Here is a 16752-nt window from a genome sequence, read left to right as displayed (position 1 = left end):
GGCGAGGAACTCCTCACCCCACCAACCGCAACCGCCGCCCACAGACCCCCACCCGCACCGACTGCCCCCACGTCAGTTCCAGCGCGTCGCCCTCCATCCCGTCCCCGAACACGATCAGGCGTTCGGACTCGGCGGTGAGGGTGAGGTGGGAGGTGGCGGTCAGCTGGCCGGACACCTGGGACGTGCCGGTGGCGGGGGAGGGCCAGGCCTCGCGGACGAACCAGACCAGGCGGTCCTCCGTGGGGTGGGGGAGGGGCAGCGGGCCGCCCCGGCCCTCCCACACCGACCGGATCCACCCCGTCGCGCCCGTCCCCGTCCCCACCAGGACCCCGGACGAGGCCTGGGCCTCGACGACGCCTCCACCACCCGCGGCGGACCCGCTCTCCTCGACGCCCAGGCGGTACCGGGCCGTCTGGTGCCCCGCCGCGCCCAGGTAGATCTCGTTCAGGGCGAGCAGCCGCTGGGTGTCGTCGGCGACGGCCTCGACCATGGTGAGTTCGTCCACGGACGTCGTGGCCGAGAGCGCCGCGGGCAGCAACTTGCCCGCGTCCGCGGGCCGGTGGCGCACCAGGACGCCCGGGTTGCGGCCGGGTTCCGAGTCGATGCCCACCACCGGCTGCCCGGCCAGGTACTTGGCCGCGTTCGCCACCAGACCGTCCTGGCCGACCACGACCACCACGTCCTCCGGCGCGAACAGGAAACGGTCCAGATCGGTTCGCTCGACCCGGCTCTGACGCCAGGTCAGGGGAATCACGGAGGTCACGTCCGTCAGCGCGCGCCGGGTGCGGCGGTGGCGTTCGGCGACCTCCTCGATGTCCCGGCCCCGGGAGGAGAGGAAGAAGGCGGCCTGCCCGTGCGTGCCGTGGTGGGCCACCAACTCCTCGTACTCCGTGGTGCGGTGGACGATCACCACCCGTGGGGCGAGGCTCATGTCCCGTCCCGTACGCCCAGTTTGGCCAGCAGGCCGGTCAGCACGTCCGGCGAGACGGTCACGCTGTCGATGTTCGGCAGGTTCTCCGCCAGCCGCGACCCGGTCAGGGCGTGCAGCGTGCTGACGTCGACGTCGGCGTGCACCCGCAGCCAGGCGGCCTGGGCCTGCGCCCGTGCCTCCCCGACCTCGCGCGCCGCCTCCGCCTCCGCCCGCGCGAGCCGCACGGAACGGATCGCCTCGGCGTCCGCGAGCCGTACCGTCCGATCGGCCTCCGCCTTGGCCAGCCGCTCGGTCCGCCTGGCCTCGGCGTCCGCCAGCTGCACGGAGCGCTCGGCCTCCGCCCCGGCCAGCTTCACCGTCCGGGCCGCCTCGGCCTCGGCGCGTACCCCGTCCGCCGCCGCGTTCTCCTCCGCCTCGCGGCGCGTGTTCGTACCGCGCTGCTCGACCAACTGCTCCTCGCGCCGGGCGAGTTCGATCTGGCTGGCCAGTTCGTTCTCGGCGATCGCCCGCTCCCGCTCGACGGCCACGGCCCGCCGCTGGTACGTCGCCCGGTCCGCCTCCTCCTGGATCTGCTCGCGGGCCGGTGTGCGCAGGGCCCGTTCCACCTCCGGCTCCGGACGCAGCGCCACCACGCGCACGGCGACCACCTCGATGCCGGTCGCCGGCAGCCGCTGCTCCGAGCCCAGCCCCGCCGCGACCCGTTCCCGTACCGCCGCCACGCCGTCGACCAGCGCCGACGCCAGTGTCGTACGGGCCAGTACGTCCAGTGCGTGCTGCTGGGCCGTCTCGGTCAGCAGGGTGCCCAGCTGCTCCAGCGGCGCTCCCCGCCACACCCCGGTGTCGGGGTCGACGCTGAAGTCCAGGCGGGCGGAGGCGAGCGCCGGGTCGCTGACCCGGTAGGTGACGGTCGCCTGCACCGCGACGTCCTGGAAGTCGGACGTACGGGCGTGGAAGGTCATCGCCAACTCGCGGTCGTCCACCGGCACTTCGGACAGCGCGGCGCTCAACGCGCGGTACCAGAAGCTGAGTCCGGGGCCGTCGTGCAGCAGCTCCCCGCCGCGGTGGTGCCGGATGTGCGCCGTCGGAGCGCCGCGCAGGTGGCGCCAGCCCAGGCGCCGGGTGATGTCGGCCATCGGACTCCCCCTCGTTTGTCGTCCGTTCGACGATAACCCGTCCTCCTCTTTATAGTCAAGAGGACTATAAAGAGGAGGACGGGTCGTGAGGGCGCGAAGGCGAACGAGTGGGCGAAGAAAGTGCCGACCGGTGGGTCAAGCGGCCTTCCGGTGGTCAGGATGGAGTCATGGGATTCCACGTCGACTCCGAAGCCGGGCGGCTGCGCCGCGTCATCCTCCACCGGCCGGATCTTGAGCTCAAAAGGCTCACCCCCAGCAACAAGGACGCTCTGCTCTTCGACGACGTGCTGTGGGTGCGCAGGGCGCGTGCGGAGCACGACGGGTTCGCGGACGTCCTGCGCGACCGCGGGGTCACCGTGCACCTCTTCGGCGACCTGCTGACCGAGGCCATGGCCATCCCGGAGGCCCGGTCGCTCGTACTGGACAGGGTCTTCGACGAGAAGGAGTACGGGCCGCTCGCCACCGATCATCTGCGGGCCGCCTTCGAGAGCCTGCCGGCGGGCGAGCTGGCCGAGGCGCTGGTCGGCGGGATGACCAAACGGGAGTTCCTGGAGGCGCACCCCGAGCCGACGTCCGTGCGCTTCCATGTCATGGACCTCGACGACTTCCTGCTCGGACCGCTGCCCAACCACCTCTTCACCCGCGACACCTCCGCCTGGATCTACGACGGCGTCTCCATCAACGCCATGCGCTGGCCCGCCCGCAAGCGCGAGACCGTGCACTTCGAGGCGATCTACCGGCACCATCCGCTGTTCCGCGAAGAAACGTTCCACGTGTGGTCCGAGGGTCAGGCCGACTACCCGTCGACCATCGAGGGCGGCGACGTGCTCGTCATCGGCAACGGCGCCGTGCTCATCGGCATGAGCGAGCGGACGACACCCCAGGCCGTGGAGATGCTCGCGCACAAGCTCTTCGCCACCGGCTCGGCACAGTCGATCGTGGCGCTCGACATGCCCAAGAAGCGGGCCCTCATGCACCTCGACACGGTGATGACGATGGTCGACGGCGACACCTTCACCCAGTACGCGGGGCTCGGCATGCTCCGCTCGTACACCATCGAACCGGGCGTCGGCGACAAGGAGCTGAAGGTCACCGACCATCCGCCGGAGCACATGCACCGCGCGATCGCCGCCGCGCTCGGACTGGACCGGATCCGGGTGCTGACCGCCACCCAGGACGTCCACGCGGCCGAGCGCGAGCAGTGGGACGACGGCTGCAACGTCCTCGCGGTCGAGCCGGGCGTCGTCGTCGCGTACGAGCGGAACCAGACCACGAACACGCATCTGCGCAAGCAGGGCATCGAGGTCATCGAGATCCCCGGCAGCGAGCTGGGGCGGGGACGGGGCGGCCCGCGCTGTATGAGCTGCCCGGTCCAGCGGGACGCCGTGGGCTGACAGGGACGCCGGGGCCGGGGTGCCGGAGCGAGGGTGCCGGAGCGGGGCCGCGCGAGAAGAGGGGCCGTATAGAAATGTGGGTCGTCGTATAGAATTCCAAGAGTCCCTGTTTACGTAACCCTGGAGCGCCCCCATGGCGACAGTCCCGTACGCCCTCGCCGGCCGCCACTTCCTGAAGGAGCTGGACTTCACGCAGGAGGAGTTCCGCGGCCTGATCGAGCTCGCCGCCGAGCTGAAGGCGGCGAAGAAGGCCGGGACGGAGACCCAGCACCTGCGGGGCCGGAACATCGCGCTGATCTTCGAGAAGACCTCGACACGCACCCGCTGCGCCTTCGAGGTCGCCGCCGCGGACCAGGGCGCGTCGACCACGTACCTCGACCCGTCCGGTTCACAGATAGGGCACAAGGAGTCCGTGAAGGACACCGCGCGGGTGCTCGGCCGGATGTTCCACGCGATCGAGTACCGGGGGGACAGCCAGGAGGGCGTCGAGGAGCTGGCGGCCCACGCCGGAGTGCCCGTCTACAACGGCCTGACCGACGTCTGGCACCCGACGCAGATGCTGGCCGACGTCCTCACCATGGTCGAGCACTGCGACAAGCCGCTGAACGAGATCGCCTTCGCCTACCTGGGCGACGCCCGCCTCAACATGGGCAACTCGTACCTGGTCACCGGCGCGCTGCTCGGCATGGACGTACGGATCGTCGCGCCCAGGGCCTACTGGCCCGCCGAGGAGATCGTGGAGCACGCGCGCGAGCTCGCCGTGCGCAGCGGCGCGCGGATCACGCTCACCGAGGAGGTCTCGGAGGGGGTCCTGGGGGTCGACTTCGTCGCCACGGACGTGTGGGTGTCGATGGGGGAGCCCAAGGAGGTCTGGGACGAGCGCATCGTCGACCTCGGCCCGTACGCGGTGACGATGGATGTCCTGCGGGCCACCGGCAACGCCGACGTCAAGTTCCTGCACTGTCTGCCCGCCTTCCACGACCTGGGCACCAAGGTCGGCCGCGAGATCCACGAGCGGCACGGCCTGGACTGCCTGGAGGTCACCGACGAGGTCTTCGAGTCGGCCCACTCGGTCGTCTTCGACGAGGCGGAGAACCGGCTGCACACGATCAAGGCCGTACTGGTGGCGACGCTGTCCTGAGCGTTGTCCCGGCTGCTGCCAGGAGCCCTGTCAGGCGGACCTGCGCTGGTGGGGCACCACCGGCAGCCGGAACCAGACCGCCTTGCCGGACTCCGTCGGGCGATGTCCGCAGGACGAGCTGAGGGTGCGGATCAGCAGCAGCCCTCGGCCGTGCTCCTGCCAGGGGTCGGGCTCGTACGAAGGGCCGGGGATCGTGAGGTCGCCCGGCGGGGACGGGTCCGGGTCGTGCACCTCGACCTGGCATCCGCTGGGCAGCAGCTCCACGACCAGCTCTATGGGCGCGTCGCCTCTCGTGTGCTCCACGGCGTTCGCCACCAGCTCGGCAGTGAGCAGCTCCGCGGTGTCGCAGTCGGCGCTCAGCTCGATCTCGGCCAGCGCGGTACGGACCAGTGCGCGGGCGACCGGCACCGCCGCGACGGTGTGCGGCAGGGCGATGCGCCAGGAGGCTGGGGCGTGGGGCTCGTGCAAGGCGGATCCGTTCATGGAGCAGGATGTCCTGCTTTCAACTTTAGGAATGGTACGTCGCATCCCGACAGAGGCGCTCGGTGGGCCTTTTTCGGGACGTTCGGCCCGGCTTCGGGCTGCCTACCCAGTGGAACGGTCCGGCTCCCGCGCCGCGCTCCCGCCGTTACCGAGCTATCGACGAGTCGTGACTCGGTGACCGGGCGGCCGACAGGGCGGGTGACGGCGAGGGCGCGGGCGGCAGCGCGGGCGGCAGCCTGGGCGCCAGGGGGCGGCAGGGGGCGACAGCAAAGGGCCGGGCACCCTGTCGCTCGGTGCCCGGCCCCGTACGGCCCTGCTGGATCGCGCGGTCAGATCGTGGCGGCGGCCTCGCCCAGGTCGACCATGCCGGCCGTCAGCGTCGCCCCGTCCGCCGGGTCGATCAGGATGAACGCGCCGGTGCGCCGGCAGTCCGCGTAGTCGTCGAGCGCCAGCGGTTCGGCGGTGCGCAGGACGATCCGGCCCAGGTCGTTCGCGTGCAGCCCGGCCTCTCCCGCGGTCAGGTTCCTCACCACGGCCTGCACCGTGCGGGTCGTGTGCCTGACCAGGACGCGGTCGCCGACGTGCAGCGGGCGGTCGGCCAGATGGCAGACGGCGGCCCGGACGTCCCGGGTGAGCGCGGGCGCGTCCGGCCCACTGGTGATCATGTCGCCGCGTGACACGTCGAGGTGGTCCGTCAGGCGCAGGGTCAGCGACTGCGGAGCGTACGCCTCCCGCACCTCCTCGCCGAGTACGTCGATGCCCTCGATCGCGGACGTCCCGCCGGAGGGGTGAACGGTCACGCGGTCGCCCACGCGCAGCGAGCCGGAGGCCAGCTGGCCCGCGTAGTGACGGCTTTCGCCGTGCCGGATCACGTACTGGACGGGGAAGCGGGCGGGTTCGCCCCTCGGATCGCCGCCGACCGGGACGGACTCCAGGTGCTCCAGCAGCGCTGGGCCCTCGTACCAGTCCATGTGCGCGGAACGGTCCACGACGTTGTCGCCGACCAGGGCCGATACGGGGATCGGGGTGAAGCCCGGCAGGTCCAGCTCGGCGGCGTGACCCGCGAAGTCCTCGACGATCCGGTCGAACTCCTTCGCCTCGTATCCGACGAGGTCCATCTTGTTGACGGCGAGCACGATGTGCGGGACGCGCAGCAGGGCGGCGATGGCGGCGTGCCGGCGGGTCTGTTCGACGACGCCGTTGCGGGCGTCGACGAGGATGATCGTCAGTTCGGCGGTGGACGCGCCGGTGACCATGTTGCGGGTGTACTGCACGTGGCCGGGGGTGTCGGCGAGGATGAACCGCCTTTTCGCGGTGGCGAAGTAGCGGTGGGCGACGTCGATGGTGATGCCCTGTTCGCGTTCGGCGCGCAGGCCGTCGGTGAGGAGGGCGAGGTCGGGGGTGTCCTGGCCGCGGTTGCGCGAGGCGTGCTCGACGGCTTCCAGCTGGTCGGTGAGGACCGACTTGGAGTCGTGGAGCAGGCGGCCGACCAGGGTGGACTTGCCGTCGTCCACGGAACCGGCCGTCGCGAACCGCAAGGTGTCGACGTCGGGGCGGATCACAGAGGTGTCGACGTCGGTGCGGGCCGCCGAGCTGGTGGTGCTGGTCATGGCTAGAAGTACCCCTCGCGCTTGCGGTCTTCCATCGCGGCCTCGGACATCTTGTCGTCGGCGCGGGTGGCGCCCCGCTCGGTGAGCCGGGAGGCGGCGATCTCGGTGATGACCTGGTGGAGGGTCACGGCGTCCGAGTCGACGGCGCCGGTGCAGGACATGTCACCGACCGTGCGGTACCGGATCTGCCGCTTCTCGATGGTCTCGCCGTCCTTGGGGCCGCCCCATTCGCCCGCGGTCAGCCACATGCCGGCCCGCTGGAAGACGTCGCGTTCGTGGGCGAAGTAGATCTCGGGCAGTTCGATGCCCTCGCGGGCGATGTACTGCCACACGTCCAGCTCGGTCCAGTTGGACAGCGGGAAGACGCGGACGTGTTCGCCGGCGGCGTGGCGTCCGTTGTAGAGGTTCCACAGTTCGGGGCGCTGGCGGCGGGGGTCCCACTGGGAGAACTCGTCGCGCAGGGAGAAGACGCGTTCCTTGGCGCGGGCCTTCTCCTCGTCGCGGCGTCCGCCGCCGAAGACCGCGTCGAAGCGCTCGGCCTGGATCTTCTCGGTCAGCGGCAGGGTCTGCAGCGGATTGCGGGTGCCGTCCGGGCGCTCCTTGAGCGTGCCGCGGTCGATGTAGTCCTGTACGGAGGCCACGTGCAGCCGCAGGCCGTGCTTCTTGACCGTGCGGTCGCGGTATTCGAGGACCTCGGGGAAGTTGTGTCCCGTGTCCACATGCAGCAGTGAGAACGGCACCGCGGCGGGCGCGAAGGCCTTCAGTGCCAGGTGGAGCATGACGATGGAGTCCTTGCCGCCGGAGAAGAGGACCACCGGCCGTTCGAACTCGCCCGCCACCTCGCGGAAGATGTGCACCGCCTCGGACTCCAGAGTGTCCAGGTGGCTCAAGGCGTACGGGCGCTGCGGGGCTGCCGGGGCCGTCGCGCCGGCCGGGGCCGCCGTAGGTGTCGTCGAGGGACTCACACCAGCCCCCTGGCCGCCAGCACCGCGTGCACCGAGTCGGCCGACTGCTCGGGCGTCCGCGACCGGGTGTCCAGCGCGAGCGCCGGGTCGAGCGGGGGCTCGTACGGGTCGTCGACCCCCGTGAGCCCGGTCAGCCGGCCGGCCGCCTGCCGCGCGTACAGGCCCTTCACGTCACGCTCGCTGCACACCTCGACCGGTGTGGCGACATGCACCTCGATGTAGGGCGTCCCGCTCGCCTCGTGCCGTTTGCGGACCGCCTCGCGGCTGTCGGCGTACGGGGCTATGACGGGGACGACGGCGAGGACGCCGTTGCGGGCCAGCACCTCGGCGACCAGGCCGATGCGCTGCACGTTGGTGTTGCGGTCCTCGCGGGAGAAGCCGAGCCCCGCGGAGAGGAAGCGGCGGATCTCGTCACCGTCGAGGACCTCCACGCGATGGCCCTCGGCGCGCAGCCGGCCGGCGAGGAAGCGGGCGATCGTCGTCTTGCCCGCGCTCGGCAGCCCGGTGAGCCAGACCGTGGCTCCCTGAGCGGTAGGGGGCTTGTGACGGCCCCTTGCCGTGGTGGTCATGCGTGGTGTCCTTTCGCGGCGTCCGAGGTGGGGTGCCGTTGTTCGGGGAGGTCGTGGTCGTGGGAGCCGCCCGGGGCAACGGCGCCGCCGGGCCCGCCGGGTGCACCGGACCCGGCAGATGCAGCGGACATACCGGATCCACCGGATGCGGGGCCGTCGGTTTCGCCGAGTTCGTTGAAGAGGGCCTCCCAGCGCGGGTGCACCGCGTCCGGGCCGTACGAGGCCGCCGTCAGTACGGCCGCGACGCCCATGTCCGCGCGCAGCGCCCGGTCGCCCATCAGCTCGGCCATGGACTCGGCCAGCGCCTCGGGGTCCTCGGGCGGTACCAGCAGGCCGTCGACGCCGTGGGTGAGCACGTCCGAAGGGCCGGTCGGACAGTCGAAGGCCACCACCGGCAGCGAGTGGCTCATCGCCTCGATCATCACCATCGGCAGCCCCTCGAACCGTGAACTGAGCACGTAGAAGGAGGCCTTGGCGAGTTCGTCGTCGAGCCGGTCCGTGTGGCCCATCAGGAGCACGTGGTTGTAGAGGTGGTGCTCCTCGATCAGCGCACGCAGCTCGGCCTTCCTCTCGCCGCTGCCGTAGATCCTCAACTGCCAGTCGGGGTACCTCTCGACGAGCCTCGCCCACGCGGGGATCAGCAGGTCGAAGCCCTTCTGCGGGAACAGCCGCCCGGCCGCCACCGCGATCTTCGACCGGTGGTCCGAGGGGACCTGGTCGAGGGTGTGCACGGCGTTGGGGATGCGGACCACCCGGGTGCCGGGCAGCAACTGCTCGTACTCCTCGCGGTCCCGTTCCGTCAGGACGGCGACCGCGGCGAACCGCGAGTAGGTCTCCCGGATGCGTCGCCGCACGTCGGGTTTGTGCGTGCCGTGGTTCATGTGCTCCTGCGCCACCCGCACCACGCCGCCCGTCGCGTGCCCCGCGGAGAGGAAGTTGAGCGCGGGCCGGGTGGTCACGAGGATGCCGTCACGCAGCGAGGAGAGATACGCGATCAGCCGCTGCTCCACGTACCGGTTGAAGTACCGGTGGCCGAACTCGCCCGACGGGATGTGCCGTGCGGGCCGCTCGGTCAGCCGCCCGCGGCGCCAGTCCCGCCAGCGGCCGGCCGCACCCCGGCCGGGAGTGCGGGCGCTCTCGCGAAGGTCGACGACCGTGGTGACACTCACGCGCGGGTCGAGCGGGAACTGGAGGTCGTCCCGGCGGCGCAGCGCGCTCACCAGCTCGACCTCCCAGCCCGCCTGGACAAGGGAGTTGGCCTGGTTCATCACCGTGCGGATGGTGCCGCCGCGGCCGTAGGCGTGCAGCAGCAGATAGCGGACCTTCGGCCGCCGGGGCGTGCCCGGACGCCGGGTGGTGCCCTGATGTCCCGTCATATGGCGGCTCCCGTACGGCACTCCAGTGAAAGGTTGTCCTTCACCGTGTAGTACGGACGCACGCGCAGGCCGCGTACGCGCTGCTCGGGGAAAACCATGATCTTCTTCTTGCCGTGGATGTCGTCGAGTTGCCGTCCTGCCCTCAACCGCGCCTCGCCGTCGGTGAGATGGATGTCCCACTCGTCGGTCTCGGCGGGGTCGGACGGCACCAGGTCGGCGATGGGCAGCTCGCCCTCGAAGCGGTCGCCCTTCACCCGGGCGGGGTAGTCGAGGGGCCGCCCGGGACGGCCGCGACGGGTGAGCTGCAGCCGCCAGTCGCCCTCGGCGGGACGGCCGTGGATGTGTCCGACGAGCCGGACGTGTCCGTCGCGCGGCCATACCTCCGCGATCTCGGCGTGCGGTTTCACGTGCTCGTGCCGGGTCGGGCGCTCGTGCCGGTTCACGAGCTGTATCCCCAGGCCTTGCACATGGGGCGCAGCAGCTCCGGGATCTCGTCCTCGGCGGGCAGCGCGCGCCCGCTCTGCACCTGCCCGCTGCGGATCTTGTCCCGCCAGTCGCCGAGGCCCTTCACCACCTGGGTGTCGTCGCGGCGGCCGTAGTCGAGCATCGACGGCTCGAAGCCGATGCCGAGGAAGGCGCAGAGGCCGCGCAACTCCTTCTCGGCGTCGGCGGTGAGGTCCTCGTAGCGCAGGGTGCAGTGGCCGGCAGGGTCGTCGGTGTGGCCGCCGGTGGTCGCGTTCCGGGCGCTGTCGACGGCTTTCATGTAGCGCAGTGCGTCGGCCGCGGCCTCGTCGAAGGTCCGCTTGCCGGGGTCGCCCTCGTGCCAGGACCGGGCGATGGACACCGGGTGCCGGAGCAGGAAGACGAAGCGGGCGTCGGGCCAGCAGTCCCGGATGCGCCGGTGGACGAACGCGTTGCTGGGCGTCTTCTCGACGAGGACGTCCTTGCCCGACCGGACCAGTTCCCGGTGCATGACCCGGTCCCAGAGCAGATGCTCCAGGTCGCCGCGCTCCAGGTCGAGGGCGCTCATGGCGCGCTGCGACAGTCTGCTGCCGAAGTCGACCTCCAGGCGGCGGATGTGCAGCTCGTGCGGGGAGTGCAGCTGCGAGTGCGCGTTCAGGAGCATCCGCAGCAGCGTCGAACCGGAGCGGACGGGCGACATGATGAAGACCGGCCGCCGCAGCAACCGGTCCGTGGCGAGATCCCCGGGCGCCGGACATCGGTACACCGGCGTGGGCCGCTTCCCGGGTTTCACCCCGCCCTTCTTCGGCTGTGGCGGCGCGGCGGGAGCGGCCCGGCGCACCTGAAGGCCGGTGGTGGCGGAGAGCGCCCGGTTCAGATTGCCCATCAGACTCATGGGCCCCGACGCTAGGTAAGGAACATGAGAAGAGGGATTGAGTGACCTGAGCGTTCCCTTAGCGACTCGAAATGTGGCTCAGGTCACATGGGTTCGGGTTCGGGTTCGGGTTCGGGGAGACCCTGGGGCACGCCCGCGAAGGCCGCTCCGGCGTCCCGCAGCCGCTCGTGCAGGGCCCGGAAGACGGCGGCGGAACGGGCTCCGGGCCAGTCCTGGGGCAGCAGCGAGGAGGGCAGTCCCGGGTCGGTGTACGGGAGATGGCGCCAGGAGTCGAGGGCGAGCAGATAGTCGCGGTACGCCTCTTGCGGCGGGGTGTCGTCCCGGGCCTCCCAGTCGTGCAGCACGCGCGCGTGCCGGTCGAGGAACGCCTCGTGCTGCTTGGCGATCTCGGCGAGGTCCCACCAGCGCGCGACCGCCTCGGCGGTCGGCGCGTACCCCAGGTGCTCACCGCGGAACAGTTCCACGTACGAGTCCAGCCGGAGCCGTTCCAGCGTGTGACGGGTCTCCTCGTAGAGGCGGGCCGGGGCGATCCACACTCCGGGGGCGGCTGTCCCGAAACCGAGCCCGGCCAGGCGTGAGCGCAGTACGTGACGTTTCTGCCGCTCGGACTCCGGCACGGAGAACACGGCGAGCACCCAGGTGCCGTCCTCGGGCTGCGAGGCGGCGTAGATCCGGCGGTCGCCGTCGTCGAGGAGCTGTCGCGCGTCCGGCGACAGGACGTACCCGGCCGCGCCTGCCTCGGTACGGGCCGGCAGGAGAAGCCCCCGGCGTTTGAGTCTGGACACCGACGAACGCACGGAGGGCGCGTCCACGCCGGCCGCGGCGAGAAGCCGGATCAGCTCGGCGACGGGTACGGGACCGGGGGCGAAGCGGCCGTACGCGCCGTAGAAGGTGACGATGAGGGACCGGGGGGCGTGTTGCTCGGACACGTTGATCACTCTAGATCGTCACCGTCACGCGAGATCGCCGTCCGGGGGCAGGGGATCACTTTCCATTCGCACGGAACGGCCGTGCGTACGCACCGGGTTGACGCCTTCGGGCGTCGTGCCGGAAGAAGAACTCGGGCCCCTGGTCGTGGTGGGGCCGCATCAGGAGCGTATCGACTTCATGACGGCAGTCAACGGTCCGCGATAACAGGAGACGGCAGGCTCCGGCCGATGGTGCGGGTCTCGCAGGTCCGGCAGATCGCGCAGATCGCGCAGATCGCGCAGGTCGCTCAGGTCTCTCACGTTTCGCCGGTCCCGTCGGAGGGCTGTTCCGCTGCCCTCGACGGCGCATGGCGTACGGCGGTACGTGGTCAGGCGGTACGGGGCCGGTACGGCGTCCGCAGGGCGTCGGGGCGGGATCAGGCGGCGATGGCCAGCTGCTCGACCGGCACCCGGTGCGGACCGACGACCTGTCCGTCGGGCAGCAGCGCGCCGGTGTCGTCGAAGACGATCGTGCCGTCGCACAGCAGGTACCAGCCCTGCTCGGGGTGCGCGGAGACGATGTGCGCGTCGGAGTGGTTCGAACGCCCGGAGTGCTCGGCGGACGGGCAAGAAGCCTGGTGAGAACACATGGTGGGCCTCCACGTGCGAGGAGTCGGGCGGCGTTTTCGTCGCCCGTATGGATAGACCATGCGCCTGCCGAGAACTCATCGGAACAGCCGGACGGGAAGCGTGACAACACGCGGACAACACTCGGACGAGCCCAGGACGGACGATGCGGACTCGCCACCAAAGGAGTGAGGATCACGCCCGCGGGCGCGCCGGGCCGGTACCTGTGGAGGCCCCCACTCCAGGAGGTACTCCGAATGCGATTGCACCAGGTCATGGGCACAGCCGCCGGGGCGGCGCTGCTGCTGGTCGCCGCCCCGTCCGCGAGCGCGCTGTCCCGACAGGCCCCGTCCGCCGCGCCGGTCGGGCCTGCCGGTCCGGCCGGACTGTCGGAGACGGTGACCGTCGACCCGACGGCCCGTCTCGCCGCGGACGGCACCGTCACACTGTCAGGCACCTACCGCTGCACGGGCGGTACGGGCCCGGTCTTCATCAGCTCCTCCCTGAGCCAGGACCGCCCCTCCCTCAGCCAGGACAGTTCCTCGCTGAGCCCGGGCGGGAGCAACGTGCGCAAGGGCATCGGCAGCACCACCGCGGTCTGCGACGGCGCCGAACACCGCTGGGTGAACACCGAACGCACCGATCCGGGCCGGTTCGAGCCGGGCGCGGCGAAGGTCGAGGCGACGCTCATGGAACTGCGCTCCACGGGTCTGCCGCTGCCGATGTTCCACGCGGCCAAGGAGCAGGACGTCACACTGGTCGGTTGACGGCAGTTGACGGCGGTTGACGACAGCCCGGCTGCCGAGCCCGAAGGGCCCGGGGGCCGGGCCGGGTCAGCCGCTTCGCCGCTCCTCGTCCCGCCGCTCCCCGTCCCGCTGGTCCCCGCCTCGCCGTTCCCCGTCCCGCCCCGGCGCGCATCCCCGTTCACCGGAGCGCCCGGCCGCATAGCTGGAGTCCAGCCGGTAGACGCCCGCCCGCCGCACGGTCAGCCGTGTCCAGGGCCCGTCCGGCTGTACGCAGGCGCCGTCGGCCCGCAGCCAGGGCGAGTACCGCACCCGTACGGTCACCGTCCCGGCGCGCGGCACTCTCAGGACCACGGCCGCCTCGCCCGCCCGCACCACGTCGGCCGGAGCCGAGACGAGCGGTTCGGCGTCCCGGACGCGGTAGATCCTCCAATGGGAGTCCTGCCAGACGGGCTTGAGCCAGTCCTGTCCGGCGGCGACCAGGGCAGCCTCGTGCTCGGCGGGACCGTCGGGCCTCCCGTCCGGCACGACCACGTGGCCGACGGCCCAGTGTCGAAGCCAGGCGTGATAGCGAGGCGCGTCGAGAGCGCCCTCGTAGAAGAGCCGCCCCCGCTCGACGTCCAACTGCCGGTTCCAGCCCCGTATCAACTGCGCGTGCGGGGCGAAGAGGGCGGCCTCCCGGTGGTTGCGGGCGGGCACCACCTCGACCCGGTCGCGGAGCGCGCCGAGCCGGTCGAGTTCCTTGAGCACGCCGTGGGTGTGGGTGGCCCAGGCCGGTACGGACGTGGCGACCCGCAGGTCGTTGACGGTCGACATGCCGGTCCAGGCGACCGACACGACGAGCACGAGGGTGAGGCCGAGCGGTCCCGCCCGGCGCACGACGTCCCGCACGCCGGCCGGCGAGCCGACGGCCCGAGCACCCCCGGACCCGGCGGCGCGCACCAGGCACGCGAGCAGCACCGCGGGCGCGAAGAGCGCCGCGAGCCGCTCCACGTTGGTGCCGATCGGTGAGGGGACGAGGCAGGTCAGCACCACGCCGACGGCGTAGACGACCGCCCCGGCCCGCACCGCCCGCCACGCGCGGGGAGCCGCCCACACCACGGCGGCCGACAGGAGTACGGGCATCAGTACGCGGCCCGCCGTCATGGGCTGCTCGCCCTTGAAGGGGAACAGCAGGGCCGTCAGCGCGGCGACGGCGACGGGCGGCACGGACAGGGCGAGGCAGGTGGCGTACCGCCGGGCGGGCAGCCACCCGGCGCCGGCCACCAGCAGGAACAGCCCGGCCACCGGGCTGGCCAGGGTGGCGAGCAGCGCGCCCAGGGCGCCCACGGCCAGCCGGCCCGGCCGCTCCGGACGGCCCGCGACGGCCAGCAGGCCCCCGAGCCCGAAGGCCAGCCCGAGGGCGAACGTGGTGCGTCCCGAGGCGACGTTGGCCCACAGCCCGAACGCGCCGAGCAGCGCGGGCCACAGCGCCGCCCCGGCCACGGTCCGCTCCAGCAGCGCGCCCAGCAGCCAGGTGGCGGCCACCCCGGCGAGGACGGAGACGGTGCGCACACCCAGCACCGCCATCAACGGAGGTGACAGCACGCTGTAGTTGGCGGTGTGCGCGCCGCCGTACCAGAAGAGCCCGTACGCGGTGTCGGGGTTGCGTGCGACGAAGCCCGCCCAGGCGTACTGGGCCGCGAGATCACCGCCGCCCGTCGCGAGAAGGGCGGCCCACACCCCGTACAGCGGAAGAGCGGCGAGGACCACGAGCGCGGGCATTCGCCACGCTCCCGGAAGACACGGCCGGAGCGGCCGGTACGCGGGCGCCCGGCGCGCTTCGGGGACACGGTCGGGCGCGGGTGGGGCGGGTGCGGGGGCCGGCGGGGAGAGCGGCTGTACGGACATGGGGGAGTGGTCCAAGGGCCGGGCGGGAGCGGAACCGGAACCGGAGGCGGTCCGGCCACGGTCCCAACGACCCGCCGCGGGCTGCCGTCACGCTCTGTGGCGCACTCGGGCGAGACGCGATCACGGTCAGTGAGAGAGCGGTGTGTCGGAAGGCCCCGCGGATGCGGGGGTGTCACCTCGTCAGAGGTCGAGCGGGGAAGTGTCGTCGCTCGCAAGTGGGTGGACCCGCGTCAACAGTCGTTCCTCCAGGACGGTCGCGTGGATGGCGGCGCGGGTGGCGGCGGGATGGCTGGGAGGCCGGATACCGCGACGGAAGACACCGTGGCGGCCCCGGAAGAGCTCCACCGCCGTAGCGGCGACGACCGGGTCGCCTGCGGTGTCGGGGACGACGTCGTGCGAGAGCGACTCGAACTCCCCGCCCCGCCGCTCGCACTGATCCTGGACACCACGACGGGCGGGCGCGTGGTCCTGCAGGACCGGCATGGACGTCCCCTCCCTCTGGCCGGGCCGACCACACGCCGATCCTGCGCCTCGGCGATGCCCTGACCGCCGAAGGCTCCCACCTTGCACATGCATAAAAGGCAGGAGCATGACAAACCTTTTCCTGTCCCGGCGCGCCCCGCGTGAGCGACTGTCCGTGGCGTAAGAGTGTCGGCCGGTGACTTTCGTACGGCCGGATATCGCCAGCGCCGCACCGGCTCCGTCTCGGTCGCCGACAGCGCGGAGGTGCCCAGGAGTCCGCCGTTTCGGACCCGTGTGCGGGACTCGGAATGCTCCTCGGCCCCGTCGGACGAAGGGCGAAGATGGCAGAAAACGCTTGCCCCCGCAGTGCGCAGATACATGTACCTAACGGACAGAACGATCGACAAATATCGATCGTTTGTACGTTCACTGCGATACCTTCTGTGCGCTCCAGTCACCTGACTGTCACCACGAGGGGGAGAAAATGCAGTTAGCGATACGTATGGGTGGTGCCTTCGCGGCTCTGCTGGCCGTCACCATGATCGTGCCCACCGCGTCGGCGGCCGACCGCTCCGGCCTTGAGGCCGACACGTCCGTCGAGGTCGTGGACGTCAACGGCATCGAGGTCGACACAGAGGCGTCGGCGGAAACCAGGAAGATCATCGAGTCCGACGCGGCCGTCGCCGCAGCCGCCGCCAACGTGTGCGGATCCGGCTACACCATCTCCACCAACGCTGCCCGCTACGGCACCTACGGGACCACCTACACCTGGACCAACGGCACCACGACAGGCAGCGGTTACTACGACAAGCCGATCTGTGCCGTGTTCTTCAACGACACAGGCACCGCCCACTCGATGGGTGTCCGTCTGAAGGACAACTACACCGCCACCCCTGACACCGAGGACTTCGGTACGTACAGCTCCTACGCAGGGCCCGTCTACCAGAACAAGGGCTACTGCGGCCAGGCGTACTCCTACATGAAGGTCGGAAGCAGCGTGGTCGTCGACAACTACCTCAAGGTCGGGTCCTGCAACTGACGCCACCGGCGCGTATGCCGCGCTCCGCGGCACCGGAACTCCACTCCTCGCACCCTGACCCGGGTGTGTTCTCTCAAGAAGGACAGGAAGTTGGGACACGGCAGACGCAGCATCCTCAATCACG

General features: G+C 71.3%; 17 protein-coding genes. 4 read left to right on the top strand and 13 right to left on the bottom strand.

The features are described 5' to 3' along the window. Nucleotides 1–13: 13 nt before the first annotated feature. A complete protein-coding gene (locus OHS59_RS11990) occupies nt 14–931 on the bottom strand; it encodes a hypothetical protein (RefSeq protein WP_328493392.1) in 918 nt (305 codons plus the stop codon). Then, complete coding sequence (locus OHS59_RS11985; RefSeq protein WP_328493391.1) at nt 928–2064, bottom strand: SPFH domain-containing protein; 1137 nt, start codon at nt 2062–2064, stop codon at nt 928–930. The genes OHS59_RS11990 and OHS59_RS11985 overlap by 4 nt, the downstream gene beginning before the upstream one ends. 167 nt (nt 2065–2231) lie before the next feature. On the opposite strand from OHS59_RS11985, the gene OHS59_RS11980 reads away from it, so the two are divergent. Together OHS59_RS11980 and argF are read left to right on the top strand one after the other, a co-directional pair. Continuing rightward, complete coding sequence (locus OHS59_RS11980) at nt 2232–3458, top strand: arginine deiminase (RefSeq protein ID WP_328493390.1); 1227 nt, start codon at nt 2232–2234, stop codon at nt 3456–3458. Between the two features lie 133 nt (nt 3459–3591). Further along, nucleotides 3592–4599 carry an ornithine carbamoyltransferase gene (gene argF / locus OHS59_RS11975; RefSeq protein ID WP_328493389.1) on the top strand — a complete coding sequence of 336 codons (1008 nt, stop codon included), beginning with the start codon at nt 3592–3594 and terminating at the stop codon, nt 4597–4599. A gap of 30 nt (nt 4600–4629) precedes the next feature. On the opposite strand, the gene OHS59_RS11970 is transcribed toward argF, so the two are convergent. From OHS59_RS11970 to OHS59_RS11930, 9 genes are all read right to left on the bottom strand, one after another. Then, complete coding sequence (locus OHS59_RS11970; RefSeq protein WP_328493388.1) at nt 4630–5082, bottom strand: ATP-binding protein; 453 nt, start codon at nt 5080–5082, stop codon at nt 4630–4632. Nucleotides 5083–5411: 329 nt separating this feature from the next. Continuing rightward, nucleotides 5412–6692, bottom strand: coding sequence for a sulfate adenylyltransferase subunit 1 (locus OHS59_RS11965; protein WP_328493387.1), 1281 nt, complete (start codon nt 6690–6692; stop codon nt 5412–5414). A gap of 2 nt (nt 6693–6694) precedes the next feature. Further along, nucleotides 6695–7582, bottom strand: a complete 888-nt coding sequence (gene cysD, locus OHS59_RS11960) for a sulfate adenylyltransferase subunit CysD (protein ID WP_328499174.1) — start codon at nt 7580–7582, stop codon at nt 6695–6697. Between the two features lie 71 nt (nt 7583–7653). Beyond that, entirely contained in the window at nt 7654–8226 is a 573-nt protein-coding gene (cysC, locus tag OHS59_RS11955; RefSeq protein ID WP_328493386.1) for an adenylyl-sulfate kinase, read from the bottom strand. Beyond that, the gene (locus OHS59_RS11950) at nt 8223–9602 is read right to left on the bottom strand and encodes a glycosyltransferase family 4 protein (protein ID WP_328493385.1); all 1380 of its coding nucleotides are present in this window, start codon (nt 9600–9602) and stop codon (nt 8223–8225) included. Before OHS59_RS11950 ends, cysC begins: the two co-directional genes overlap by 4 nt. Beyond that, entirely contained in the window at nt 9599–10045 is a 447-nt protein-coding gene (locus OHS59_RS11945) for a hypothetical protein (protein ID WP_328493384.1), read from the bottom strand. Before OHS59_RS11945 ends, OHS59_RS11950 begins: the two co-directional genes overlap by 4 nt. Then, nucleotides 10042–10959, bottom strand: a complete 918-nt coding sequence (locus OHS59_RS11940) for a sulfotransferase family protein (protein WP_328493383.1) — start codon at nt 10957–10959, stop codon at nt 10042–10044. Before OHS59_RS11940 ends, OHS59_RS11945 begins: the two co-directional genes overlap by 4 nt. 83 nt (nt 10960–11042) lie before the next feature. After that, on the bottom strand, nt 11043–11897 hold the full coding sequence (locus tag OHS59_RS11935) for a PaaX family transcriptional regulator (RefSeq protein WP_328493382.1): 855 nt from the start codon (nt 11895–11897) through the stop codon (nt 11043–11045). A 407-nt stretch (nt 11898–12304) separates the two neighbouring features. Then, complete coding sequence (locus tag OHS59_RS11930) at nt 12305–12517, bottom strand: DUF5999 family protein (protein ID WP_328493381.1); 213 nt, start codon at nt 12515–12517, stop codon at nt 12305–12307. Between the two features lie 234 nt (nt 12518–12751). Between OHS59_RS11930 and OHS59_RS11925 the strand changes: the two genes are divergently transcribed. Further along, a complete protein-coding gene (locus OHS59_RS11925) occupies nt 12752–13261 on the top strand; it encodes a DUF6299 family protein (RefSeq protein ID WP_328493380.1) in 510 nt (169 codons plus the stop codon). A 66-nt stretch (nt 13262–13327) separates the two neighbouring features. On the opposite strand, the gene OHS59_RS11920 is transcribed toward OHS59_RS11925, so the two are convergent. Together OHS59_RS11920 and OHS59_RS11915 are read right to left on the bottom strand one after the other, a co-directional pair. Beyond that, nucleotides 13328–15001: a hypothetical protein gene (locus tag OHS59_RS11920; RefSeq protein WP_328493379.1), complete on the bottom strand. Its 1674-nt coding sequence runs from the start codon at nt 14999–15001 to the stop codon at nt 13328–13330. Nucleotides 15002–15307: 306 nt separating this feature from the next. Next, nucleotides 15308–15610, bottom strand: a complete 303-nt coding sequence (locus OHS59_RS11915) for a hypothetical protein (protein WP_328493378.1) — start codon at nt 15608–15610, stop codon at nt 15308–15310. Nucleotides 15611–16073: 463 nt separating this feature from the next. On the opposite strand from OHS59_RS11915, the gene OHS59_RS11910 reads away from it, so the two are divergent. Beyond that, nucleotides 16074–16628, top strand: coding sequence for a hypothetical protein (locus tag OHS59_RS11910; protein WP_328493377.1), 555 nt, complete (start codon nt 16074–16076; stop codon nt 16626–16628). Nucleotides 16629–16752: the final 124 nt, after the last annotated feature.

It is taken from the genome of Streptomyces sp. NBC_00414 (assembly GCF_036038375.1).
GTDB lineage: Bacteria > Actinomycetota > Actinomycetes > Streptomycetales > Streptomycetaceae > Streptomyces.
Note: the sequence above shows the minus strand (reverse complement) of the source record. Positions and strands in the feature narration are given on the sequence as shown.

Bases quoted from the DNA above. Each gene is read 5' to 3' on its own strand.
- argF (WP_328493389.1), top strand. From the start codon at position 3,592: ATGGCGACAGTCCCGTACGCCCTCGCCGGCCGCCACTTCCTGAAGGAG.
- OHS59_RS11980 (WP_328493390.1), top strand. From the start codon at position 2,232: ATGGGATTCCACGTCGACTCCGAAGCCGGGCGGCTGCGCCGCGTCATC.
- OHS59_RS11915 (WP_328493378.1), bottom strand. From the start codon at position 15,610: ATGCCGGTCCTGCAGGACCACGCGCCCGCCCGTCGTGGTGTCCAGGAT.
- OHS59_RS11990 (WP_328493392.1), bottom strand. From the start codon at position 931: ATGAGCCTCGCCCCACGGGTGGTGATCGTCCACCGCACCACGGAGTAC.
- OHS59_RS11925 (WP_328493380.1), top strand. From the start codon at position 12,752: ATGCGATTGCACCAGGTCATGGGCACAGCCGCCGGGGCGGCGCTGCTG.
- OHS59_RS11930 (WP_328493381.1), bottom strand. From the start codon at position 12,517: ATGTGTTCTCACCAGGCTTCTTGCCCGTCCGCCGAGCACTCCGGGCGT.
- OHS59_RS11920 (WP_328493379.1), bottom strand. From the start codon at position 15,001: ATGCCCGCGCTCGTGGTCCTCGCCGCTCTTCCGCTGTACGGGGTGTGG.
- OHS59_RS11965 (WP_328493387.1), bottom strand. From the start codon at position 6,692: ATGACCAGCACCACCAGCTCGGCGGCCCGCACCGACGTCGACACCTCT.
- OHS59_RS11910 (WP_328493377.1), top strand. From the start codon at position 16,074: ATGCAGTTAGCGATACGTATGGGTGGTGCCTTCGCGGCTCTGCTGGCC.
- OHS59_RS11970 (WP_328493388.1), bottom strand. From the start codon at position 5,082: ATGAACGGATCCGCCTTGCACGAGCCCCACGCCCCAGCCTCCTGGCGC.
- OHS59_RS11985 (WP_328493391.1), bottom strand. From the start codon at position 2,064: ATGGCCGACATCACCCGGCGCCTGGGCTGGCGCCACCTGCGCGGCGCT.
- cysC (WP_328493386.1), bottom strand. From the start codon at position 8,226: ATGACCACCACGGCAAGGGGCCGTCACAAGCCCCCTACCGCTCAGGGA.
- OHS59_RS11950 (WP_328493385.1), bottom strand. From the start codon at position 9,602: ATGACGGGACATCAGGGCACCACCCGGCGTCCGGGCACGCCCCGGCGG.
- OHS59_RS11940 (WP_328493383.1), bottom strand. From the start codon at position 10,959: ATGAGTCTGATGGGCAATCTGAACCGGGCGCTCTCCGCCACCACCGGC.